General features: G+C 47.7%; 18 protein-coding genes. 12 read left to right on the forward strand and 6 right to left on the reverse strand.

What is annotated here, in order from left to right:
* Positions 1–107: 107 nt before the first annotated feature.
* Complete coding sequence (locus MSG35_RS04790) at positions 108–509, reverse strand: hypothetical protein (RefSeq protein ID WP_248383090.1); 402 nt, start codon at positions 507–509, stop codon at positions 108–110.
* Between the two features lie 306 nt (positions 510–815).
* On the opposite strand from MSG35_RS04790, the gene MSG35_RS04795 reads away from it, so the two are divergent.
* Positions 816–1,898 carry a pyridoxal phosphate-dependent aminotransferase gene (locus MSG35_RS04795; protein WP_248383091.1) on the forward strand — a complete coding sequence of 361 codons (1,083 nt, stop codon included), beginning with the start codon at positions 816–818 and terminating at the stop codon, positions 1,896–1,898.
* 78 nt (positions 1,899–1,976) lie between these two features.
* Here MSG35_RS04795 and fghA read toward each other — a convergent pair whose 3' ends face one another.
* Both fghA and MSG35_RS04805 read right to left on the reverse strand, forming a co-directional pair.
* Positions 1,977–2,816 carry an S-formylglutathione hydrolase gene (gene fghA, locus MSG35_RS04800; RefSeq protein ID WP_248383093.1) on the reverse strand — a complete coding sequence of 280 codons (840 nt, stop codon included), beginning with the start codon at positions 2,814–2,816 and terminating at the stop codon, positions 1,977–1,979.
* 143 nt (positions 2,817–2,959) lie between these two features.
* Positions 2,960–4,108, reverse strand: coding sequence for an S-(hydroxymethyl)glutathione dehydrogenase/class III alcohol dehydrogenase (locus MSG35_RS04805; protein ID WP_017076927.1), 1,149 nt, complete (start codon positions 4,106–4,108; stop codon positions 2,960–2,962).
* A gap of 510 nt (positions 4,109–4,618) precedes the next feature.
* On the opposite strand from MSG35_RS04805, the gene MSG35_RS04810 reads away from it, so the two are divergent.
* The 4 genes from MSG35_RS04810 to MSG35_RS04825 all read left to right on the forward strand — a co-directional run bounded on the left by MSG35_RS04810 (position 4,619) and on the right by MSG35_RS04825 (position 10,077).
* Positions 4,619–6,790, forward strand: a complete 2,172-nt coding sequence (locus tag MSG35_RS04810) for a metallophosphoesterase (RefSeq protein WP_248383095.1) — start codon at positions 4,619–4,621, stop codon at positions 6,788–6,790.
* Positions 6,791–7,009: 219 nt separating this feature from the next.
* Positions 7,010–7,354, forward strand: coding sequence for a multidrug efflux SMR transporter (locus MSG35_RS04815; protein WP_017069768.1), 345 nt, complete (start codon positions 7,010–7,012; stop codon positions 7,352–7,354).
* A gap of 232 nt (positions 7,355–7,586) precedes the next feature.
* Complete coding sequence (gene pflB, locus MSG35_RS04820) at positions 7,587–9,884, forward strand: formate C-acetyltransferase (RefSeq protein ID WP_348983473.1); 2,298 nt, start codon at positions 7,587–7,589, stop codon at positions 9,882–9,884.
* A gap of 40 nt (positions 9,885–9,924) precedes the next feature.
* Positions 9,925–10,077 (forward strand): hypothetical protein, encoded by a 153-nt coding sequence (locus tag MSG35_RS04825; protein ID WP_248383097.1) that lies wholly within the window; start codon positions 9,925–9,927, stop codon positions 10,075–10,077.
* 353 nt (positions 10,078–10,430) lie between these two features.
* Here MSG35_RS04825 and MSG35_RS04830 read toward each other — a convergent pair whose 3' ends face one another.
* Both MSG35_RS04830 and MSG35_RS04835 read right to left on the reverse strand, forming a co-directional pair.
* Positions 10,431–12,662, reverse strand: a complete 2,232-nt coding sequence (locus tag MSG35_RS04830) for a hypothetical protein (RefSeq protein ID WP_248383099.1) — start codon at positions 12,660–12,662, stop codon at positions 10,431–10,433.
* 43 nt (positions 12,663–12,705) lie between these two features.
* Complete coding sequence (locus MSG35_RS04835; protein ID WP_248383100.1) at positions 12,706–17,376, reverse strand: hypothetical protein; 4,671 nt, start codon at positions 17,374–17,376, stop codon at positions 12,706–12,708.
* A gap of 92 nt (positions 17,377–17,468) precedes the next feature.
* Between MSG35_RS04835 and MSG35_RS04840 the strand changes: the two genes are divergently transcribed.
* From MSG35_RS04840 to folM, 5 genes are all read left to right on the forward strand, one after another.
* Entirely contained in the window at positions 17,469–18,392 is a 924-nt protein-coding gene (locus tag MSG35_RS04840) for a WYL domain-containing protein (RefSeq protein ID WP_060467799.1), read from the forward strand.
* Positions 18,393–18,854: 462 nt separating this feature from the next.
* Positions 18,855–19,352, forward strand: coding sequence for a 2-amino-4-hydroxy-6-hydroxymethyldihydropteridine diphosphokinase (gene folK / locus MSG35_RS04845; protein ID WP_248383101.1), 498 nt, complete (start codon positions 18,855–18,857; stop codon positions 19,350–19,352).
* A 97-nt stretch (positions 19,353–19,449) separates the two neighbouring features.
* Entirely contained in the window at positions 19,450–19,821 is a 372-nt protein-coding gene (gene folX / locus MSG35_RS04850) for a dihydroneopterin triphosphate 2'-epimerase (RefSeq protein WP_017067658.1), read from the forward strand.
* A gap of 17 nt (positions 19,822–19,838) precedes the next feature.
* On the forward strand, positions 19,839–20,477 hold the full coding sequence (gene folE, locus MSG35_RS04855; RefSeq protein ID WP_248383102.1) for a GTP cyclohydrolase I FolE: 639 nt from the start codon (positions 19,839–19,841) through the stop codon (positions 20,475–20,477).
* The gene (gene folM / locus MSG35_RS04860; protein WP_248383104.1) at positions 20,474–21,190 is read left to right on the forward strand and encodes a dihydromonapterin reductase; all 717 of its coding nucleotides are present in this window, start codon (positions 20,474–20,476) and stop codon (positions 21,188–21,190) included. The genes folE and folM overlap by 4 nt, the downstream gene beginning before the upstream one ends.
* Before the next feature lie 17 nt (positions 21,191–21,207).
* On the opposite strand, the gene mpaA is transcribed toward folM, so the two are convergent.
* On the reverse strand, positions 21,208–21,915 hold the full coding sequence (gene mpaA / locus MSG35_RS04865; protein WP_248383105.1) for a murein tripeptide amidase MpaA: 708 nt from the start codon (positions 21,913–21,915) through the stop codon (positions 21,208–21,210).
* A 173-nt stretch (positions 21,916–22,088) separates the two neighbouring features.
* Here mpaA and MSG35_RS04870 point away from each other — a divergent pair, with 173 nt between their 5' ends.
* Together MSG35_RS04870 and MSG35_RS04875 are read left to right on the forward strand one after the other, a co-directional pair.
* Positions 22,089–23,714 carry an ABC transporter substrate-binding protein gene (locus MSG35_RS04870; RefSeq protein WP_248383107.1) on the forward strand — a complete coding sequence of 542 codons (1,626 nt, stop codon included), beginning with the start codon at positions 22,089–22,091 and terminating at the stop codon, positions 23,712–23,714.
* Between the two features lie 172 nt (positions 23,715–23,886).
* Entirely contained in the window at positions 23,887–24,771 is an 885-nt protein-coding gene (locus tag MSG35_RS04875; protein WP_046224776.1) for a LysR substrate-binding domain-containing protein, read from the forward strand.
* The last annotated feature ends 42 nt before the right edge of the window (positions 24,772–24,813 follow it).

Genomic DNA, 24,813 nt, shown 5'->3' on the forward strand with positions numbered 1-24,813 from the left:
CAGTTTATGTCGAACGGGTCGGGATAAGTGGAGGTTGTTGCTAGAAACAAAAACTGCGCTTGGAAGCCAAAGCGCAGTTTTAAAATGAGGTTTATTGCAGTTCGATTTTAACGAATATAGTTCGCGTTAATACTCACGTACCAGTGTTGAAGCTTGCCATCAGATTTCTTGATCCACAAATCGTTGGTGTAGCTATCAATCTTGCCGTTAACCGTAAGGTTGAATGTGTTCTCGTCGAATTCGCCAAGCTTCACGAACTGGTCTGTAGTAACCAGGAACGGGTCCATGTCGTCCACGCCAACTACATCTGAAATCACATAGTAGTGGTAAGTCAGCGGCTTGCTCGCATCATTCGGGTTGCTGCGATACGCCACAAGCTTGAATGGTTCCGTTAATGGAACGTCGAGCGTTTGCTTGTCCATGGTCGCTGGAATTGGAATAAACAGCCAAGCGGTAAACAGACCGCTCAATAAAACCATTAGGAAGAAAAGAGTCTTAATTGCTTTCATAGCAACCTTCAAAATATGGGGGATGTTAATGGGGCTATGGTAACTAGGGAGAGTAAAGATGCAAGCTCTGTTATTACCCTATTTTATCTCAGCTTAATCTAGCGCAAAGAAAGCGGTTCGGTTAACTCGAAATGGAAACACGAGTGCTTAACTCATGATTATGGCTTAAGAGAATTCGTTATTTGAACCAATCTTTGTTTTTAACCAGTCTCTCGAAACAAGGCGAAGAACTGTCGCGAAATGACCTATATCGATAAAAACTAATACGATAAGAATAGCGCATGAATATTTTTTGAGCGTTTTCTTATGCATTTAAATCCACGGTTAAGTGGCGAATACCATTCTTATGTCGATCACTCATTTCGTATCGATTGCTCACTCGGCTCTAATCCATTTGGCGCACCAGAAATTCCTGAACATGTGATCAAAGATATTATCTACGGTATTGATAAGTACTATTGCCACAGGGAGCTTTCGGAGCTGACTTATCTGACTCGCCAGTTTGTTGGGATTGAAGATTGTCGTATTACGTACACCACGGGCTCTCTAGGGGCGCTAGAACTTATCTTCAATAAACTTATCGATCACAACAATCGCACCATGATAGGCATTGGCCCTCAGTTTGTTGAAGCAGTATCAGAGTTCACTTTGGTGGGCGGGAAGTACCAGTCCATCAACATGTTGGATTATCAAAACGAGTCTGATTTGTTCGGTGTGTTGGCATCAAAAATAAGCAGCCAAAATCCTGCCTTGGTGTATATCGATAACCCCAACAACCCAACGGGTCGAATCTACGACAGAGCTTATCTGGTCGAGATAGCGAGAGTATGTGAGCGTTATGGCGCTATTTTGATTGTCGACGAGGCATATGGTGAATACCTGACCCCTGAGCAGTCTATGCTCGATCAAACCTTGGTTTTGGACAACTTAATAGTTTTACGAACCTTTTCTAAGGGCTTAGGCCTTGCAGGGATTCGACTCGGTTACTTAGCCAGCAGTGAAAACCTGACTTCTGCAATCGAAGCTGCGGTGAGTGTGTTCACGCCGACTTACCCCTCAATAAAAATCGCATCGGCGACCTTACCCAATGCAAAACACTTCTTAGAAATGAACCGCAGCAAAACCGAATACTTTAAGCAGCAAATGATCGGCTTGTTGTCTGAGCACAATATTGAGGTGGTTGGTACGTCAATATCAACACCCATTATGTTGCTGAAAAAGACAGGAACTAACCTTTCAAAGCTATTTGAGAATATCGGTATCAAGACGTGCTCCGGTGTCGATTTTGCAATTACGTCCGAGGCGATGTCTGAAGAGTATGTTCGATTACGAATTGTTGGAAATGATGTGGATTTAGAAGCGTTAAAGCAGCGTATTCAGCAGTTATAAAAAGCAACAGGTGTAAAATCAGTAGGCATAAAAAAGCCCGCACCTTGTGTTTACAAAGTGTGGGCTAAATTCATCTGGCTACTTGTTTAAGTAAGCAGCGTGGAACTCAATATGTTCATCAATAAAGCTAGAGATGAAGTAGTAGCTGTGGTCGTAGCCTGGCTGCATACGTAGCTCTAAATCTGCATTGGTTACCTTAGCCGCTTCGACCAATTGCTCAGGTTTAAGCTGTTCAATCAGGAAGTTATCCGCTTCACCTTGGTCGACCAACATTGGCAGTTTAGTGCCTTTGGTTTTTAGAAGCTCAGAAGCATCGTAGTGTTTCCACTCTTCAATATCTAAGCCTAGGTATTGGTTGAAGGCTTTTTGTCCCCAAGGGCATTGCATTGGGTTGGTGATTGGGCTGAATGCCGAGATAGAACGGTAGTTATCTTCGTTTTTAATGCCAATCGTTAGGGCACCGTGTCCGCCCATGCTGTGACCAGAAATCGATTTCACAGAAGTCACTGGGAAGAAAGATTCAATCAGTGCTGGAAGCTCTGTTACCACGTAATCATACATGTGGTAATGGCTGTCCCATGGCGCTTGAGTAGCATTCACGTAGAAGCCTGCACCTTGGCCTAGATCGTAGCTTTCATCGTCGGCAACACCTTCGCCACGTGGGCTAGTGTCTGGGGCAACAATCGCGATGCCTTGCTCAGCCGCGGCTTTGAAAGCGCCGGCTTTTTGCATGAAGTTTTCATCGGTACAGGTTAAGCCTGATAACCAATACAAAACAGGAACTGGGTTTTCTTTGCTTGCGTTAGGTGGCAAGAAAATCGCAAAACGCATATTGCAGTCAAGCGTTGCAGAAAAGTGGGTGTATTGTTTGTGCCAACCACCAGCAACCTTTGCTTGGCTAATGTTTTCGATTGTCATCTATTTTGCTCCGTTAGGTTGATGGTTTTGGGGAATAATGTATCTATATCATTTAAAGTTTCACCACCCACCGGGCAGGAGGTGGTGAAGACAGTTTCGCTCTGATGTTTAAGTCAGAACTGTGGTCTCGAGACCAAGGGGTATTATTTATCCATATGTAGAACAGTACGGATAGATTCACCTTTGTGCATTAGGTCGAATGCTTCGTTTACGTCTTGCAGACCCATAGTGTGAGTAATGAACTCTTGAAGACCAAACTCACCCGCCATGTAACGGTTTACGATTTCTGGAAGCTCAGAGCGGCCTTTAACACCACCGAAAGCAGAACCACGCCATACACGACCAGTTACTAGTTGGAATGGACGAGTAGCGATCTCTTGACCTGCACCCGCAACACCGATGATTACCGATTCGCCCCAACCTTTGTGGCAGCACTCAAGTGCTTGACGCATCACGTTGACGTTACCGATACACTCGAAAGAGTACTCAACACCACCGTCTGTCATCTCAACGATAACGTCTTGGATTGGTTTGTCGAATTTAGTTGGGTTGATGCAGTCAGTCGCGCCAAGCTGTTTTGCTAGCTCGAATTTGCTCTCGTTGATATCAACACCGATGATGCGGTTAGCACCAGCCATGCGAGCACCAATGATTGCAGAAAGACCGATACCGCCTAGGCCGAATACAGCAACGTTGTCGCCTTTTTCAACTTTAGCTGTGTTCAGTACCGCGCCCATACCTGTTGTTACACCACAACCTAGAAGGCAAACTTCTTCAAGTGGTGCTTCTTTGCTTACTTTCGCTAGCGAGATTTCTGGAAGTACTGTGTACTCAGAGAAAGTAGAGCAGCCCATGTAATGGAAAATCGTTTCGCCATTAATAGAGAAGCGGCTTGTACCGTCTGGCATTAGGCCTTTACCTTGCGTTTCACGAACGGCTTGGCATAGGTTAGTTTTACCAGATTTACAGAACTTACATTCGCCACATTCAGCCGTGTAAAGTGGGATAACGTGGTCGCCAATCTCAACACTTGTAACGCCTTCGCCGATCATCTCAACGATACCGCCACCTTCGTGACCAAGAATTGACGGGAAGATACCTTCTGGATCGTCACCTGATAATGTGAATGCGTCAGTGTGACAAACACCAGTAGCAACGATGCGAACTAGAACCTCACCAGCTTTAGGAAGTTGTACATCAACTTCTTCCATTTTTAGTGGCTCGCCAGCTGCCCATGCAACCATTGCTTTTGATTTTATATGCGTTTGACCAGGTTTAATTTCGATTGTCATTGGATGTTTCCTATATATGTCAGTACAGCGGATAACTGTGCAATTAAATTCAACCCGTTAAGCGTAGTCGAGCTTAATTGTTTCCGCTCTCTCGTTTTGTTGGAGCTAGTATAGGTGTGAGTATTAGCTTTGATAATCCCCTTAAATAGAAAATGATTATTACGTATTTGTAATAATAAGTATGGGGCGGTCAGTTTTCTTATTGGCAACTATCTTAGCTAGAGCGACTCAGGTTTTGAGGACATGTGACTTATCCAAGCTGTCTGAATGTATTGTTTTTACAGATGTTTAGGTGGGGTTTTTATGGCGATTTATATATTAATCTCCGATTCGTATTATTGAACTATCAGCTTTTAAAATGAATGATAACTTGTTGAATTTTAACGATTGAAGCAATGTCGCATAAGCGTTCGTTGTGCGACGTTTTGTAAGATATAAGAAACAATAGTGTCATTTTTCTCATCTAGTCTCCTCGCCAAATTTTGAGTTCTAACTTTTTGGGAAGAGAAAATGAAAAAGAGTACATTGACCGTACTGTCAGGCTTAATAGCAGCCACATTAGCTGGTTGTAATTCAAGTTCACCAAGTGACGACAGCGGCAATCTAGATAGCGCAGTGCAAGTGGCGTTCATGCCTGACATCCACTTCCATGATGTCTACGGTGATTTTCAAGACGGTTCGTTCGCGGGACTCTACAATTCGGATAGTGGCGAGTATGCGACAATTCGAACGATGGAGTCTCAGATGAACTCCACTCGTCTATTCAATGAAAACTACTTTGCGATGATAGCGGCGCTTGATGATGTGGTTGAGCGTGGCGTGAAATACGTAGCCTTGCCAGGTGACTTTAGTGACGACGGTCAGCCGATTCATATGCGTGGCTTGGTGAGCATTTTTGATCACTACCGCGACACTTACGGTCTTGAGTTTTTTGCAGCGCCAGGCAACCACGATCCAGGGCGTCCATTTACAATCCCTGCAGGTAAATCTGATTACCTAGGCGAAGGTGGTAAGAAGCAGCGCATCTACAGTCGCGGTAAAGAAGAGTGTGTTGGTTATGACGATGAGTGGACGACGATTCCCGGTGAAGGTGACAACTTAGCAACCATCTGTACTGAAGAAGTACGTGAATGGGGCTATGAAGAGATCATGAGCATCCTAGGCACTCACGGCTTCTATCCTCAGCAAGATTATCTCTACTTTGAAACGCCTTACAGCAGCGACCAAGCTCGAGCTAGTTACAGCTATGATTTAGCTAAAGAAGAAGCGGCTTTTGATAAGCGCATGTACGAGATCTGTTATGAAGGTACGGGCGGCAGTTACAAAGAAAGTGGTTACTCAAGCTGTTCTGAAGTGCCGGATACCAGTTACTTAGTAGAGCCAGTGAAAGGGCTTTGGTTGCTGGCGATCGACGCGAACGTTTATCGCCCGAAAGAAAACTCGTCTGATAGCTCTGTCGATGGAAACACGTTTGATGGTTCAAGCAGCGCTGGTTACAACATGATGCTGACTCACAAAGAACACGTGATTGATTGGATCTCTGATGTTGTAAAAGCAGCGAAAGAGCAGAACAAGACGCTGGTCTCTTTCTCGCACTTCCCAATGACCGACTTCTACAACGGCGCTTCTGAAGAGATTGAAGATCTGTTTGGCGAAGGAAGCCATCAACTGGCTCGTGAACCGGATGACAATACCAGCCGCGCGTTGGCTGCTACTGGCCTAAATATCCACGTTGGTGGCCACATGCACTTTAACGATACGGGTAAGAAGAGCTTCAATATTGATGGTGTACAGCACACTCTATTTAATATCCAAGCACCATCGCTAGCGGGCTATATTCCTGCCTACAAACTGTTGAACATTCGTCCTGATAATCAGATTGAAGTTGAGACGGTGGTCATCGATCAAGTCGCACGTTACAACGAGCTGTTTAGCCACTATGAAGAAGAGTATGAGTACCTAACGGCAAGAGCAGGTAATGACCCAGAAGCAAAAACGAAAATCTGGAACGAAGATATTCTGAAGTCAGAGAGCTACTACGAACTGACCGATTGGCACATCCGTGAGCTAACGCGCCTGCGATTCCTTCCGGATGACTGGCCGTTAGAGATGCGTGAAATGATTATGCGAATGAGTGGCGAAGAGATGATGATCATGTCTCAACTGGAAACGCAGTTCACGGTTTGTCAGTTAGCTGATGAAATGAATTATCCAGTCGAGGGTTGTGTTGCAAATGGAGTAGACGACTACGAACAATTTCAACAAGACTGGGAGGCAGCGAAAGTTGAAGCTGACGCTATTGCATCTCAAGAAGGTCTAGTGCTTGAAGATTTTGCAGAATGGAGTGGTGAGTTGCTAGCGACTGACTTCTACCGCTTACGCAATGCAGACGAACTGGCATTCCGTGATATCGGTGAAACACAATTGCGCCAATATGAGTTGCTGAGTCGTGAACTTTCAGAGTTCGATGGCACTGTGGATTCAGAATTGGGTGACCTTGGCCAATATACCGTCGGTGAAGTGTTCCGCTCTCGTTTCGGTAGCTTGTTCGTGATTCTTGAAAAATTTGCAACAGGCCAAGCAAGTGACCATTTCTTGATTGATATCGACCAACAAACCTTGACCGATCTTAAAGGTGAAGTGAAGCGCGATATCCTAAGAGGCTCAACATCAGCAAATTAAGCTATTTAGATTGTTAGCTAATTAACTAATTAGCTTATTTGAAAAGAGCTCTACACATGATGTTGTAGGGCTCTTTTTGTCTTTCTGTTCTTCGATGAATGAGCCATCGCACTTAAGAACTTTTAAGGTAAGTCATAATAATTGCTTACTGAAAATCGCATGAATTGGAAATAAAACTACAATATTCTGAGCGCCGTATTAAATGTTGTGGACTCAAACATGCTTTTATCTCTTCCGCCTCCAGTGATGCTGTCACTTGCCATCGTGCTTGAAGTTGTCGCGACTTCTCTATTGCCTAAAACGCAGCAATTTACTTCCCTTCCTGCGACCGCCGCAGTACTCGTCGGTTATGGCTTTGCTTTTTATCTGTTGTCTCTCACGGTTCAAACCATGTCTTTGGGTGTGGCGTATGCGATTTGGTGTGGGGCAGGGATAGTGTTGGTCGCGGCGTTGTCTTGGCTGGTCTACGGGCAAAAGCTAGACATCTACGCGATCATTGGCATCGCTTTGATTCTGTCTGGTGTGGTGATCATCAACCTGTTTTCAACGTCGGTGAGTCACTAAGAGTCTATTTCCTACTTCTGAAGGAACAAACTAATTGGAATCTAGAGTTGTTAACCTCCAACTTAAGATATTGAATATAAAATAGTAATTCCAATAAATGCATTTCGTGCATGTATTTTATGAAAACAGCTCACTTTACTCATAGATTGGTCGGTTTAGTATAGCCAGCAGAAACCAATGATTATAAATAATCATCGATACTGTATGTTTATCAATAACTTAGGAGGTCATTGTGACTATTCCGACAACCGATATGATGGAAGCTTGGGCGGGATTTCAAGCTGGCGACTGGCAAACATCCGTTAATGCACGTGATTTTATTCAGCGAAACTACACCCCTTATGAAGGTGATGAATCTTTTCTTGCGGACGTGTCGGACTCGACGACACAGCTATGGGAATCGGTGCTAGAAGGTATTAAAGAAGAAAGCCGCACTCACGCCCCTGTCGATTTTGATACTGATATCGTTTCCACTATCACCTCACACGATGCAGGTTACATTGCAAAAAACCTCGAAAAAATCGTGGGTCTACAAACCGATAAACCACTGAAACGCGGCATCATCGCTAATGGCGGTATTCGAATGGTGAAAACGTCGTGCGAAGTGTACGGTCGTGAACTAGAGCCACAAATCGAAAAGATCTTCACTGAGTACCGCAAAACGCATAACCAAGTAGCGTTCGATCTTTATACTGACGAAATTAAAGCATGTCGCCGTTCTGGTATTATTACTGGTCTGCCAGATGCTTATGGTCGTGGACGCATTATTGGCGACTACCGTCGTCTTGCTTTGTACGGTATCGACTTCCTAAAATCAGACAAAAATGAGCAGTTCAAATCAACTCAGAAGATGCTTGAAACGGGTGGTGATTTAGATAAGACATTGCGTCTACGTGAAGAGCTTACTGATCAAATTCGTGCCCTTGATGAAATGCGAGAAATGGGTTTGAAGTACGGCATTGATATGTCTTCTCCTGCTCGTACTGCGCAAGAAGCAATCCAATTTACCTATTTTGGCTACTTAGCTGCGGTTAAGTCTCAAAATGGTGCTGCGATGTCGCTAGGCCGCACATCAACCTTCCTAGATGTTTACATCGAACGAGACCTTAAACTTGGTCTGATTGATGAAAAACAAGCGCAAGAGTTGATTGACCATTTCATCATGAAGCTTCGTATGGTTCGTTTCTTACGCACTCCTGAATACGATTCATTGTTCTCTGGCGACCCAATTTGGGCAACAGAAGCAATGGCAGGTATGGGTGTTGATGGTCGTACACTCGTTAGCAAAACGACTTTCCGCTACTTGCACACATTGCACACGATGGGCCCAGCACCAGAGCCGAACATGACGGTTCTATGGTCTGAACAACTGCCTATCGCGTTTAAACAATACGCGGCTAAAGTGTCTATCGAAACCTCATCACTTCAGTATGAGAACGATGATCTAATGCGTGCGGATTTTGATAATGACGATTACGCGATTGCGTGTTGTGTGAGCCCGCAAGTGGTTGGCCAACATATGCAGTTCTTTGGTGCTCGGGCAAACCTTGCTAAAGCGTTGCTTTACACCATTAACGGTGGTGTTGATGAAAAATCTAACATGCAGGTTGGTCCTCAAGTTGCTCGTATCGAAGATGAAGTTCTCGATTTTGACCGCTTAATGCCTCGCTTTGATGACATGATGGATTGGCTTGCAACGCAATACGTCACTGCGCTGAACGTGATCCATTACTCGCATGACCGTTACAGCTACGAAGCATCGTTAATGGCATTAATGGATCGCGATGTTCATCGCACAATGGCTTGTGGTATTGCAGGGCTGTCGGTTGTTGCTGACTCGCTTGCGGCTATCAAATACGCGAAGGTAACACCAGTACGTAACGAAGATGGCATCGCTGTCGATTTTGAGGTTGAAGGCGAATATCCAAAATTCGGCAACAACGATTCACGTGTCGATGATATTGCTTGTGATTTGGTTGAACGTTTTATGAAGAAAATTCAGAAAATGAACACCTACCGTGAAGCGGTTCCAACGCAATCTATCCTTACGATTACTTCAAACGTTGTATATGGTAAAAAAACCGGTAACACGCCAGATGGTCGCCGCGCAGGTATGCCATTTGGCCCGGGCGCAAACCCAATGCACGGTCGTGACGAGAAAGGGGCGGTGGCTTCACTTTCTTCAGTTGCCAAACTGCCGTTTGAATTCGCTAAAGATGGTATTTCTTACACCTTCTCAATCGTACCAAATGCACTAGGTAAAGATGACCTAAGCCAAAAAGTGAACCTAGCAGCACTAATGGATGGTTACTTTCACCACGAAGAAAATGCAGGATCGATTCGTGTTGAGGGTGGGCAACATCTTAACGTTAACGTGCTTAACCGTGACATGTTGTTGGATGCCGTTGAACATCCAGAAAAATACCCACAGTTAACCATCCGAGTGTCGGGTTACGCTGTGCGATTCAACTCGCTAACACGTGAGCAGCAACAGGATGTTATTAGCCGTACGTTTACTGCTAAGATCTAACCGTAAACTTCGAGTTATACGGTTCTAAAAAAGCGCGAGAATGACATCCGTCTCTCGCGCTTTTTTGTGTGTTGAGTATGGCGTAATGATGTTGTTGGGCGCGCGTTGTGTTGGTTGGTCTACGGGTAAAACCGATATTTACGCGGTGATTGGAATTAGTTTGATTCTGTCTGGTGTGGTGATCACACAGTGAACAGTAGGACCTCTAACTTATTTTTGCCCCAAAGTGAGTTAGAACAAATAATCCGAATTAATTATTAATAATTAATTCGGATTAACTTAATCTATGTGATTTATGCAAAAAGGTAGTCTAAATGACTGCCCTTGTCGGGTGGGCATTTGGGTGATAATAGCGTTTTCACCAAACTAGGCTGTTTAACTTAGCCTGATTTTGTAAAGGCTATATGCCCGTTTAATTTACGTTAAAATTTCAGTGCCAACCTATATCGATACACAGTTTAATATCACTTATCTTAATGACCACTTTATTTAAAGTTCTACTATGCATCAGCCCATATCCCCAGCCTTGAATAAGGTTTAACCGAATTAATTCTCCACCATCAGACGAGCTAACTTAGCAAAAATCGAACTCTTACTGCTGTCACTGCTTTTCAGCATATCAAGCGTGAAAGAGTTGAGGTAGACACCGGTTAGTGGGTTGCTGAACACATCCAAAGGTTCGCCCTTAGCATCCCAAATTAGTAGGTTCTCTACCAGGTTGGGGCGCGCCATTGACGGGTTTGCTGGTTGAGAGTCGCTTACCAAGACATAGAGTCCGTAGTCATGCGGCTGCAGGTACGTATGGTGATGCTTCATCTTCTGCGACTTAGTCAGCGGATCGTGAATCGAGCGACCAGGCGACATCAGGTAGGGCAGCACGTTCAACTCCACCTTGGCCGAGCGTGTGATAGTGTAATCGCTGAACTTACCCCCATCGCGTTCGGTCTGCTTCTTTTCCTGCTCCTGAAAGGAGTACAAGTCCACCACGTCTAGGTGGCTTGGGCCGATCAGGCGCGGCACCCGCACACTGTTGTAGGTGGTGAGCAGCACATCCGCAGCGTGGTCATAAAGGTAGAAACTATTGTTGAATAGTTTCTTCAACCTCGCCAGTGCCGGATGATCGACAGCCAGCCACTCCAGATCACCCTCTGTGACCCCAGTATTTGCCACTCTCAGCTGGTTACCATCTGACATCAACTCGACGTGCCCAAGCAACTTGGTGCCGTTATCCGTCGAGCGCACTGCAAACGCTGTATAGCGCCCTGCCGCGATGTTCGGCAACTGGATATGGCACTGTGTGAGCAGGCTCTCTTTGAACCACAGTTCAGTCTTGGTGCGACAGATCTTGCTATTTACCAAGTTAACCGCAGACTTCAGGCGGCTTCTGGGCTTTGCCAGGTCGGCACTGTATTGCTCTGGGTTGGCTTTGGACAGCTCATCGATATAGTTGATAGCTTCAAGCAGCTTGCTATCGATGTTCATGCCTTGCAGGGCCACGTGTAGTGGTTCTTGTTGCAACCACCCATGCAGACGATCTAGTTTGAGCTGGGTGTAAGTGTCCCAACGTAAACCAGATTGCTTCCGGTCTGTGTCATACGCTGCAAAGAAGTTGCCATGTTCAGCAGTACCATCACAGAGCTGGCGAATACTGTTACTGGTATCATCTTCCACCGGGTTAAGCACCATTACCGAGGTATTTGACGGCAATTCGGAGAATCGGGTTTTCTTCGCCTGCTCCAACGAGTCTACGGGCCACAGCTGATACCCAGGCAGCTGCGTGGCCAGAGCGTTGAAGAAGTAGGCCTCTTGCGTGGCGCTAAAATCTACGCCGTTGTTCACTACCAGTAGAGTATTGGCCAGTTGCTGATCTAGGTCGGTTACAAATTGATTGACCTCGTGGGTAGCCTGAAATGGGATTGGCGCGTGGGGGATCTCTAGTTCGATGAGACGTTCGACTACAGCATTCATCACTACGTTGTAGGTGTAGGCCTGACAATCACCATAGCCGCTGCGCTCGCGGAAAAACTCCAGCTTAGTGTCACGGGCATCGAGCTTGCGTCGGGCTTTTACCCGACCACTATCGGTGTTGAACCATACCTTGTCATCATTCAGAGCCAAGTGCAGCTCTTCAGCGGGCTCGACCAGGAATTTGCGCTTGTACAAGGTGAACGCGAGCTCACGCTCCTCTGAGGCAAACACATCAAGTTCGAAAGCCTCCATCACCCCAGTACCATTTTTCTTGGTGACCGGTTGGCTCAGGCGGGCGTTAAGGTACATTACCGCGTTGAAGTAGACGGGACACACTGGGAAACGGTCAGCTGCTTGTTCCAGAAGTATCATCTTCAAGTGCAGACCGAACAATCCCTGGATCAAGCGTGCCAGGCTCTGCTCGTTGGCAGTCAGTTGCTGGCATACTTGTTCAATACGCGTCGATAGCGACTGGTGAGCCGGCGTGTGTCGTGCCGCGGAAGGTGCCAGGTAAAAATAGACGTGCTGGCCGCTGGGCAGGCGGTGCAACTCATACTTCACGTCGTCTTTGGCATCTAGCCCCAGCGTCTGCCGCAGTTGCACCTTGACCTCACGATGAACGCGTGCGTGATAGTCTCGGCTCTTCTCTTTTCGCTCCTTGTTGAAACGCTGCAATCCAAAATCGATCACGTACAGATCAGAGACAGGCGCTAGCAAGCGGCGAATGGTGGCCAACGGCGCCTCTTCAAGCTGGATCAGGTTAGTGCGAGCAATCGGGGTATCGGTCAGTTTTTGTAGATTGGGGAACATTATTATCCTCAAGGCGGCCCGCAGGCCGCCGGTTATTTGTAGGTTACCGTCCGAGCAAGGTGTCCAGCATCGGGTTGATGTGCAGAGTAGTGTCCAGCTTGGACTTGTCCTGACGTCGTAGACGCTCGCGATCCAGCGGCTGATAATATTGGTGGTCGGCCTGAAGCAGATTTAGATAGTGGATGGTATGATCCACATTATCTTGCCACATCAGGTTGTTCGGGTTCTGGCTGTAGGCCGCGTTCAGGTAGACAAATTTGATGCGCTGGTAGCGACCGGCCAACGCCGCCCGCACTTGCTCTTGACCATCTAGGTCTGCAGCTTGGCTGGCGATGTCACGGATCTGACGGATCTTGTTATCGCTCTTCTCTAGGGTGTCTTCCGCCCGCGTCAAATCGTCCAGCTTGGTTGCCCAACGCTTGACGTCAACACAGACCAGATCATCACCTACCTCGATAAAACGGTCGAAGAATTCGTACACCAACGGCTCTAGTCTCTCAAAGACTTGCATGTCGTCGAGCGGCAGCACCCCGTAATGAGCCAACACCCTGTCAAACAAGTATTCGCCAACATTGCCTTTGAGTAGTGGCACCAGCTTAGGGTGCGGTACCACCTTGGCAAACGCCGTTTTCTGGATGTCGGCACATTCTCGCATCAGCTCTCCCACCAGGTTTCCTGGGGTGAAGTCGACGTCCTTGCTGTACTGCGGGAAGATGGTCAGCTCAGGGCGGTACTCACGAGCTCCGCCGGCAAAGTCGGACAAGGCCGAGTAGTCAGGGTGGGCCAGTCCATCAGGGCCGCGCTTATGACACAACAAGATAGGCTGATTGCCCTGGCGGCGCGAGATGAACAGCTTGTCATGGATCGACTGCATTTGACGGTTGACGGCATACTGGGGATGGGCTTGCAACTTCTCCAGCCAGCGCTCAGGGTTGGCGAAAGAGTCACGATCACGGAACAGGTTGCACAGATCTAGGTATTCAAAGCCACCACCACGCACACGGTTCATCCAATCGGTCTTCAGGACACGTTTGTGGACAGCGTCGATCCGGCGGCCATCGTTCAATACTGACTGTTCAAACGTACGGCGCAACTCCGCGCTGTCGAAAGAATGATTTCGGCTAAGCTCTTCACAGAACTCCTTGAGACGGTAGTTGAGCAGGGACATGCTCTCCAGCACCACCTCGTTGCCAGCGTCCTCGTTTAATCCCGCAAACTGGAACGCCACGTTGTGCATAACGTCACTGGGAAGGAAGATCTTAGTGTTCAGCAAGGTATCACGGCGCTCGACCCGCCCCACCGCCTGGACAATCACCTTGAACAAGCTCATGCCATGCTCGGCCATCAGCAGGCGATAGTTGTCTCCTTGCGCAAAGTTGACACTAAAGTCGGCCATCTGGTGACCGGCGATGTCATCGGCCAGGTGCTTTAGCACGCTGACGTAGTTGGGCAGACTGTTGAGGTTGGCACCGTTGCCCATCACCTCGCTGTAGAACGATGAGTTGATCAGCACTAGGTGCTGGAAGTCGACGTCCAGGCGCGGCACATTTGCATCTTCGATGTCGCCATCATGGTACTTGACGAAGTAGTTGAGGCCGGTACCCGCGCTGTTGTAGGTGCTCATGAACACCAGCACGCTATTGTCGTCCCTGACATAGGTTTCCCGCTTGATATCCTCTACATTGGCCAGCGGCGAGTCAAAGAATACCAGATGGATCGTGTGACGTCCCTGAAACGGGGTAAAGGTCAGGATCTGGTCATGTTGCTTCTCATGCTTTTCATCGCACTTGGAACTCATGCCGTACTGCTTGCGCCATGCGGCCTGATGCTGGCGGTAGGCGCGAGCGAAAGCGTTTTTGAAACCGCCGGAGAGCGACAGGATTAGGCTGTTTTTGCCTTCGTAGGCGGCGAGAAGCAGCGCTTCCAGTTCACGGCAGTGCTGGCGCCGCTTGTAGGGGTTGCTCAGAGCGTATTCCAGTGGTTCACGCAGAGCGCTGAAGATGTCGTCGTACACCGCTCGGAAGGTCTCGCAGCACTGGTAAGTATCGGTCAGTACCGGTAGCTCGGCATCAAACACCTTGAAGTGAGCATCGCGAATACGGGCTCGCAGTTCGCGAAGCTCCTTGAGCATGCTGATGTCTGCCGGCTCGCGCTCGACCACACTATAGCCCAGGTCGCGGGCGTAACGCTGCAGAAAGTGACGGCTGAAATTACCGTTTTTGGTGTGGCTAAAGCCACTGGTGGCACTCAGGCCGATCACCTTATTCTCAGTGCCAGTCAGTAGGCGTAGCAGCATCGCTTCAGGTAACTCTTTCACCAGATCCATCTCGAAGGCCAGGATCACGGTGCGCTCTGCCCCCTTGTTCACGTAGTTCAGCTCGGTCACCGGAGTCATGGTGAACACAGTCTTCGGCTGCAGATAGGTGTAGAAATGGTCAATCAGCAAGTTTTCATCGGTAGTGCGGTCAAAGATGTGGCGCACTTCACCGGCAACGTTGTTGGCGGCATCGACAAACTGGCCCAGAGGGGTGTTCTGGCTACTAGCGTTATCCTGGCCACCGTTCTTCACCCAGCGCTTGAAATGGCGGTTAGTGATCTGGGCGCAGGCAGCCAAGATAGCTGAGATCAGCTGGAACAGATCGTGCAGTGTGGGGTTAGCGTCGGTGGTGTCGCCCTCGATCTCGTAATACAGCTCCGTGCGGGTGACGTCGTCTTCGCTGTTGCGCATTCGGATGCGCTTTAGCCCCTCTTCGTTGACGTACATCTTGGCATTGAAGCTGAAGACATTGCGGGTGATTGAGATGATGCGCTCCGCAGCGTCACCATTAACTTCAAACGCACCCAGCTGGTCACGGAACATTTCCAGTACAGAGCCCAGAGTCGTTCCTGGTGACAGCTCGCACTTGTCGGCAAGCAGCTCGCGCAAGGCCGTGATGAACTTGACCTTCTCCTGCTCGAAGGTAGTTTGCTCTTCGTGAGGTTTTTCCCGGCGCTCCAAACTAAGAACCGCGTTGTAGATGCGCCCGGTGACCGAGAGCACATGCGCCAGATTGTTTTCCTGTTTGACTAGTTTGACATGGCAGCTGTCTTCGAGACGGGTATAGGCTTCGTGCAGTTCGTCTACCACCACGGTGAAGCGAATGTTGTTGCGGCGGAACGGGCAATCCGGATTGCTCTTGAAGTGTTCGTTGCGCAGATAGTCGACCTGCACCGCGTGACTTTCAGCAGCGACGGTGCTGATCTGTGGCTTTTCCGGCTTCACCTTGCCACCAATCAGCAGGTCGAAGCCCACCGACTCAAAGCGCATTCCTTCACCCCGCTGACGCGGCGCCAGACGGTAGGTCGATGTGTCGAACTTGTTGGTGGTCATTAGCAGTACAGAAGGGCGGAACTTACAGACCTCGAACGGCAATACTTGCTTGATCAGCTCGAAGTAGACTTCGTGCACGCTCATCTTCGGTTGATTCTTGCCCTCGGCCTCAACTTGTTCGGTTTTGTGCAGGCGTTCGCGGCGAGCCTGAATGCCGCGGCCAACGTAGTCACGGATTGGATTTTCCGAGCTGCTTGCATCAAACAGCGCCTTGCAGGCGGACTCGATAGTGGAACGAAGGCTGTTACGGTAGCTCTTGAGCTGATCTTCCGCCATCTCTTTGTCTTGGATCGCGTCTAACGTGCCGAAGGCAGAAAGTCTCTCGATCTGCTCTTCACAACGGTCGATTTGGATCATTAGGTAGTTGAGTGTGCGCATCGCGGACTTGATGTAAGAGCTATCCTTCGCTCCCTCGTACCACTGGTTATAGCGTTTGCGGTTTTTCTTGCCAGAGGCCCAGTCCACGAAGTCGAGGTCAGTGATGTCCTTGCGTGCCAGCACGCAGATGAACTCACCGCCGGCGGCCAGAATTTTGTTTTTTTGACTACGTTCGAGGTCGATTTGCGACTTCTGTGGCGACATGAACAGCAGATTGGTGAAGCCACCCTCTGGGAACAGGTAGTCAGAAGCCTGGGTTTCTGCGAAGCGTTCGATGTACTCAACGTAACCCTGGATCACGCCGTAGCTCTTACCAAATCCGGTGCCGTCAGAGCTGAAGAGCACCTCTGCGCCGTCACGCTCGTGCACATGGTATAGCTTTGAGGCTCGAGCGCGACATTTATTGATGTCGTCGACGAGCTTGGCGGCCGGAGTCTGTTTGATGATCAGGTCGCTAAGGCCGAGGCTAGCTCGCGCAGCTTCAGCTCGCTCACACTGGCGATAGCGATTAATGACCAGCTGGTTGTGCTCGATAAGCACTTTTTCCACCTGCATCGGCACCAAGAATAAGGTTGCAGAGATCTCTCCGATCGTATCGGAAAGCGGCTGATGTGGGTCGCTCACAGAAAAGTGGTGTAGTACCGCATTAACAGTCTGAGGGTTCAGCGCCCGCTTCAGCGTAGGCAGTGTGACGCTGTAGTCATACAGCGCCAGGTCGTCCGCGAGCAGGCAGCGAAAGCGTTGTTTGTTGGCGTCACCCGTTGGGCGGCTAGCCTTGGCCAGGATCTTGGCACCCTCAAGGCGAAATAACAGCGCTGCTGCATCGCGGTGTGGCGAATTGAAGTCGATATTCAATTGTTGGCTAAAGGCCATGCCTGCATCCAGTCGGGTGTGCTTGACCAACTCCGGAAAGCGTTGGCGAACAATGGTTAGGAGTTTTAAATCTTCTTCAATCGTCCACTTCATGGGTAAACCTGCTCAATTTTAGTACGGTACCAACATTTTATTCGAATCATTTGATACTGTAAACCTTGAAGATGAGTGTCATTTGGAATATGATGCAATTATTTCAAGAATTTATGGAGAACCAGATGTCGACTAGCATGGAAAGAAATCTGCGCTGTGTTGATTTCTACTTGGCGTTCTGCGGGCAGGTTAGCCGGAATGACCTGATGGAGTTTGCACAAATCAGTGTGGCTACCGCATCGCGCACTTTTGGCGAGTATGTCCGCCGCTGGCCTCACAATCTGACTTACAAGCACTCAGAAAAGCTCTATATCGCCGAATCTTGCTATATTCCGGTGTTCTCGCATGATCCCCTGGCGGGCTTGGACTTAATCTCAACCGGTTTAATAACACGATACATATCGTCGCCGCTTGTTCCTGCCAACTTACCCGCAGGAATTGCACCTGCGTTGGATCCGGAACAAGTACGTACGCTGACATCGGCTGCATGCCGTAGCTCTGCGGTTACCGTTCAGTACTTATCGCTGAGCTCAGGTGCGTGTGAGCGCCTTTTAGCCCCAACCCACTTTTTCAACAGTTTGGGTAATTGGTACTGCCGAGCCTTTGACTTTTCAGCCGGTGAGTCAGGTGAGTTCCGTGTGTTTAGGCTCAGCAGGTTCAAACAGGTAGTTGACACTGTTCCGATCCCGTCGCCACTTCCTGTGGACAGTGAGTGGCTTACCGAAGTGGTTCTAACTTTGGTCCCTCACCCGAATCATCATCAGCCAGAGGCTATCCGGCTGGATCTCGGCTTGGAAAACAAACCAGTTTTGAATCTACGTATCAGCGCAGCTATGGCCGGGTATTGCCTGCAAGAATGGCGTGTCGATTGTTCGGCCGAAGCTGCACTACCTGCGGTGCAGTTTCCACTGCACCTAGCTAATCGCTATGAGCTGGCCAGTCTGACGTCCATGTGCTTAGCGCCAGGCTTTGACACTTCAGATAAAAATACGCATATCAGCCTGAAACCTGTCTAACACATAAGAGAGTTTCGATTTTTGTAGACGTTAATAAACATTATCTAGGTCTAAGTATGGCTAACAGTGAGCCGAAAAGTACTGGAGCTATCTAAATATAATGCTGCTAACCACTCGTCACATTAGTTACTTGATTAATTATTTCGTTTGCTGCTGGAAAAAGTGTAGTGGATAAGGGGGTATCTCCAACTACATGTAGGCGGAGCGAATGATGCAATACTAGAAGTAATCCGAAAAATCAGAGTACTCTCTAGTTCGTAACTCACTTTTGTCCAGAACCTTCATAAGCTGAATTTTTACCGGTGGTACTTCCTAGTTCGAAAGTCCCCTTTCCAACTTAGAACCGATCTCAATATGAGTTGTCGGGAGGTTTTCGTTTACCCTCCCGACATCAAATGGATCCATAGCTGATCTTACTAGCGACTTACAACGTAACAGGCCAATTAAAAGGGAGAAAACAATATGGCCACCGTTTATGTCAGCATCGGAAGCAACATTAACCGCGAACATCACGTCACAGAATCTCTCAAAGCATTGAATAGCCGCTTTGCACCTCTACACATCTCTAATTTCTACGATTGTGAGCCTGTTGGTTTTGAAGGGGACAACTTCCTAAACCTAGTCGTTGGGTTTGAATGTGACCTTTCTATCGCTGAACTGGCTAAGGTTCTGCATCAAATCGAATTAGAGAATGATCGCAAGCGTGAAACTAAAGAATATGCTTCGCGCACGATGGATGTCGATATCCTTCTTTACGATAACGAAGTGGGCATTATTGATGGAGTAGAGCTGCCGCGAGGTGAAATCACCGAGTACGCTTTTGTGCTTCGACCGTTAGTTGATGTTGCCGCGCAAAAACTTCATCCCACTCTAGATATCTCTTTTCAGCATCTCTGGAACAACTTCGATCAGCTGAGTCAGAAAACCGAACTTATACCGTTCGAGGTCAGCTTCACTTAGTCCCTACAACGGCTTTTAACAGAACGCTTGAGCTTTATTGATCTTTTCCTCTAACAGGCACGTAACTCACTCTACCTTCTAAGGATCGGAAACTGTTATGAATCACAATGCGATTATCACCATCACAAACCTCAGATTAAGAACCTTCATCGGCTTCAACGAAGAAGAAAAAACTAAGCAGCAAGATATCGTCATAAATGCGGAGATCCATTACCCCGCAAACAATCTTTGCCTCTCTGATGATGTGGAGAACGCACTTAACTACAAAAATATCTGCAAAAAAATTATTGAACATGTTGAATCTGGACGGTTTCTGCTTTTAGAAAAGTTAACCAGTGACGTACTCGGTATTTGTATCGACCATTCATGGGTTCGATATGCTCAAGTGAGAATTGACAAGCCTCATGCTCTACGTTTCGCCGATTCAGTCTCGCTCACCCTGAGCTATGAAGCAGAACTCGAAGATTAAATCATAAGGAGCGACTCATGCTAACCACAGAAGCTGCAAAAGTGAGAGAGGCTTTGCTCGAAAAGGGGCTAGAAACCCCGATGACATCGAGCGAAATGAATCCCGACCAGAAGTACAACCGCATCAAAGGACTTTTGACGGAAGTTGTCAGTACGCTTGGGCTGGATTTAACGGATGACAGTCTCGCTGAAACACCTCATCGCATTGCAAAGATGTACGTTCATGAGATATTTTCAGGGCTCGACTACAGTAACTTCCCAAAAATTAGTGTTATCGACAACAAAATGTCGGTTGATGAAATGGTCAAGGTATCAGACATCAATTTAACTTCTACGTGCGAGCATCACTTCGTTACCATCGATGGTCTAGCACAAGTGGCTTATATCCCTGAATCCAAGATTCTCGGGCTATCTAAAATAAACCGGATTGTTCGATTCTTCGCTCAGCGTCCGCAGGTTCAAGAACGCCTTACTCAGCAAATCTTGGTCGCGATACAGGCTCTGGTTGAAACAGAAAACGTGGCTGTGACGATTAAAGCAACCCACTACTGCGTTAAATCGAGAGGCGTTATGGACGCAAACTCTGAAACCACAACTACCGCGCTCGGTGGCAGTTTCAAAACTAACCCTCAAACTAGAGCTGAGTTTTTACGATGAGTGAGACGATTCTAATAACGGGTGTGGGGAAGCGTTTGGGTTTCGCTCTGGCGCAGCAACTTTTATCTGATGGATACAAAGTGGTTGGCACTTACCGAGGTGACTATCCTCATTTGCAATTACTGCGCGACAGTGGAGCCGACTTGCAACAGGTAGACTTTTATCAACAAAGTAGCCTAGAGGGTTTTCTTCATTACGTTGGACAAGAATATAAAGCGATCCGAGCCATCATCCATAATGCTTCCGACTGGCAACCGGAGAACAAAGAAAATCCCAGTGAAAACGCATTACAGATCATGAACCAGATGATGACGGTTCACGCTACAGTACCTTATCTGGTTAATTTAATGCTCAAAGACCAATTAATGTCTGGCGATAAAACGTCGGACATCATCCACATCAGTGATTACGTTGCGGAAAAAGGCAGTAAAAAACACATCGCTTACGCGGCCAGTAAAGCCGCACTCAACAACCTGACGCTGTCGTTTTCGGCGATGCTGGCTCCCAAGGTGAAAGTCAATACTGTCTCTCCAGCCATGATCAAATTCAATGAACATGATGATGAGGCGTACAAGGCTAAAGCTCTGAAAAAAGCGTTGATCCCCGCCGAGGCAGGCTTTGAAGAAGTGATAGATGGCATCAAGTTTGTTTTGGCTAGTCACTATATGACAGGAAGGACTTTGCACCTTGATGGCGGTAGGCATTTGAAGTGAAGTTCGTGCGTTGTGGGCTAATCTTCCTCACACTCCAACACCGCCACAAATGCATCCAAATACTTCTCTATAGTTAAATCCGCAGAAACTGGCGGTAGTTCTACGGTAATGCATGGCAGGTTTCTTTCTTGGCACCATGTGCCGAATGAACCTGGGGTTTCGTAATCGACGTCTTCAACGAGCGGCAGGTTGAATTGCTTACCTAGCCAAGTGGCGAGTTCTGATTGATCGGGATCGTCGACCATGGCGAGTGGCTCGTGGAAAGAGATGACAAATTTAGGTTGGCGCTGCTCAATGAGGTTGATGAGCGATTGTACTTCCGGCTCAATCTGGTCGGCTTGTCCCGTTTTTACTTTTACATCTCTGACTGGTGTGTGAGAACTCCAGCGATAGACGGTGCCGTTTTCTGTCCAGTTTTGAGTTGGAAAGGCGCGGTTCAGATCGACTTGGTTTGCGTTGGCGCGAGTGCCTAATTGATTGCCATCTGGGTTCATCGATAGAATCACATCGTGTCGTAAACTGGCGGCTGGCAAGCTTCTTAGCGCACAAGATAATCCTGCGATAGATGCGGTTTCATCGCCGTGTGTACCTGCCAAAATCAGCCCGCGAGATTCGCTTTCGATTTGCGCGGGGAAATAGAGCAAAGGCGCACCCAGCACTGATTTTCCATATGACAGCGGCTTTATTGAAAACGCAGCTCTTTCCGTTCTTGGAATTAAACTCACCTTAATCTCCTGATTGATCAAGTACTATCAAGTATTCACTATTGGCTATATTAATCATTAACTAAGTCGATTAGATGAACCCCTTTAAATAAACCATAGCGTCAAAACTCGTCAACCGTCGCATTGTTAATTTTATTACTTGCTTCAAAGATAGGCTAGGAGAGCAAACAAACATGGATTTTAAAAAACATTCAACGGCTTTACTCATTTCATCTTTATTGACCCCTTTTATATCAGTGACTGCCGTTGCTGAAACCTTACCTGCTGGTGTTTCGCTGGTAAAAGACCAGCATTTAGTTCGCGCGAACGATGCAGAAGCGGCGACGCTTGATCCTGCGAAAGCAGAAGGCTTGCCGGAAATGCACATTCTACGTGACCTCTTTGAGGGTTTAGTGATTCAAGACCGCGATGGCAATATCACCCCAGGTGTCGCGGAATCTTGGGAAACCGAAGACAACCAAACGTTTGTATTCCACTTGCGTAAAGACGCGAAATGGTCGAATGGCGATCCGGTGACGGCCGATGACTTCGTGTATGCGTTAAGACGTGCGGTTGACCCGAAACTCGCTTCGCCAAACGTGTGGTATCTCAAGCTCACCAAGATCAACAACATTGCTGACGTAGCAGAAGGTAAGAAGCCCGTTGAAGAGCTCGGTATTTCGGCCGTCGATAAGCACACGGTGACGTTCGAGCTTGATAGCAAAGTGCCGTACTTTGTTGCGATGACAGGTCACACCTCCATGATGCCCATTCATAAGGCAACGCTAGAAAACAGCGATAAGCCGTGGAGTGACCCTAAGCATTTTGTCGGTAATGGCGCGTTTGTGTTGGACGAGTGGGTGGTTAACGAACGCATTGAACTGAAGAAGAACCCGAAATACTGGGACAGTTCGGATACCCACTTAACCGAAGTAACTTATATTCCGTTTGAGAATCAGAATGCCTCGATTAACCGTTATGCGGTGGGTGAGGTCGATATTACTTCGGACGTGCCGACACACATGGCGCAGCAGCTTAAAACCAAATACCAAGATGCGTTTACCGCGGTGCCTTTGCTGTGCACTTATTACTACGCATTCAATACTACGAGACCACCTTTTGATGATGCGCGGGTACGTAAAGCCGTCTCTTATTCTATGATGCGTGACGTTATCGCCAATGGTGTAACTCAGGTGGGCAACTTACCGGCTTACACCTTTGCACATGAGTACACGGCTGGTTTTGATGCAACACAACCTGAATACAGCACGTGGACTCAAAAGGAACGTGATCAAAAAGCAAAAGAGCTGCTGAAAGAAGCGGGCTACGATAAGTCTAATCCGTTGGACTTCAAATTACTGTACAACACCAGTGAATCGAACAAGTCGATTGCAGTGGCGATTGCTTCCATGCTCAAAGGCAACCTAGGTGCGCAAGTTGAGCTGGAAAACCAAGAGTGGAAGTCTTACTTGGTGTCTCGTCGCCAAGGTGATTTCGATGTGATGCGCGCTTCTTGGTGTGGTGATTATAATGAAGCATCGACCTTCTTGAGCTTATTGCGTTCTGAGTCTTCGGGTAACTTTGCGCGTTACAACAACGATAAATACGACTCTGCAATGGACAGCGCACTGTCAGCAACTAACGAGCAAGATCGCCAAGGTTTCTATGATCAAGCGGAGCAGTTACTGGCTGAAGATATGCCTATCGCACCCATCTATTACTACATGCAGGCTCGCCTAGTTCGACCAAGTGTTGGCGGCTTTGCGAAGAACAACGTGGAAGGGCGCATCTATTCTAAAGACCTCTACATCAAAGAATAGATAGGCTGGATGCGAGTTCTAGCATCTCGCATAATAATATGAAATAGAAGAAAAGGGACGTTGATCATAAATATCTGATCAACGTCCCTTCGTCATTAATCTGTAACGGTAACCGCAAAAAACTGAAACCTGATTGAAGTATTTTTCACTTTTATTTCAATCAGGTGAAGCTATGTTACCCCCTCTACGCGCCCTTGTTGCGTTCGAAGCTGTTGCTCGTCTTGGTTCCATTGGTGCGGCTGCCCGAGAGCTTTGTGTCACGCAAGCGGCGGTTAGCCAACAGCTCAAAAGTTTAGAAACCTTCCTCGATACCACCTTGTTTGAACGCAGCTCTAAAGGCGTAAAGCTGACGTCAGCGGCTCAGCATTATCAACCGATTGTGGCAGGTTCACTTGCTCACCTTAAATTGCAGACTCAGATCTTGTTCGGGGAAAAAGAAACCGACGTGTTGAGCCTGCGCGTAAACCACACTTTTTGTCATAACTGGCTGCTACCTCGCCTGCCATCCTTCTATAAAAAATACCCTTTTATCAGGCTTGATATTCAGCTGGTGGACTGGCCGTCAACCAACCCTTGTCAGAATGTCGATATCGAATTGACTAACGGCAAGGTTGAAAGCGAAGACACCCATTGTGAGCGACTGTTTCAAGAACACTGGCAGTTGGTGTGCAGCCCTCAATTCAAATCTGAGCATCAAGAATTACTCAGTAAGCATGACTTTGCTGCTCTGCCGACGGTTCAGGTGAAAGGCTACCGAGAGAACTGGCTGCAATGGCTTGGCCACAACCAATTCGAGATGACATTACCTAAGGTTCTGCTCGAAGTGAGTAACTCTCTACATGCCTTAGAAGCAGTTAAACATGGTATTGGAATGTTGCTAGTGCGTTCGCTCGCGGTGTCTGAACTACTCAAGAAAGAAGACCTGGTATTGGCAAGCGAATCCTCGATGCCAGCTGAATCGGCTCACTATTTGATTACTAAACACAGTCGCAGCGCGAAGGTGAATTTCTTCTGTGATTGGCTTTATCACCAGATGGAAGACGGTGAACTGGAGTGAAGATTTTCTTATGGATAGCCATAAAAAAAATGAAGGGCACTC

It is taken from the genome of Vibrio sp. 1CM23M, assembly GCF_023161755.1.
In the GTDB taxonomy this organism is placed as follows: domain Bacteria; phylum Pseudomonadota; class Gammaproteobacteria; order Enterobacterales; family Vibrionaceae; genus Vibrio; species Vibrio coralliirubri.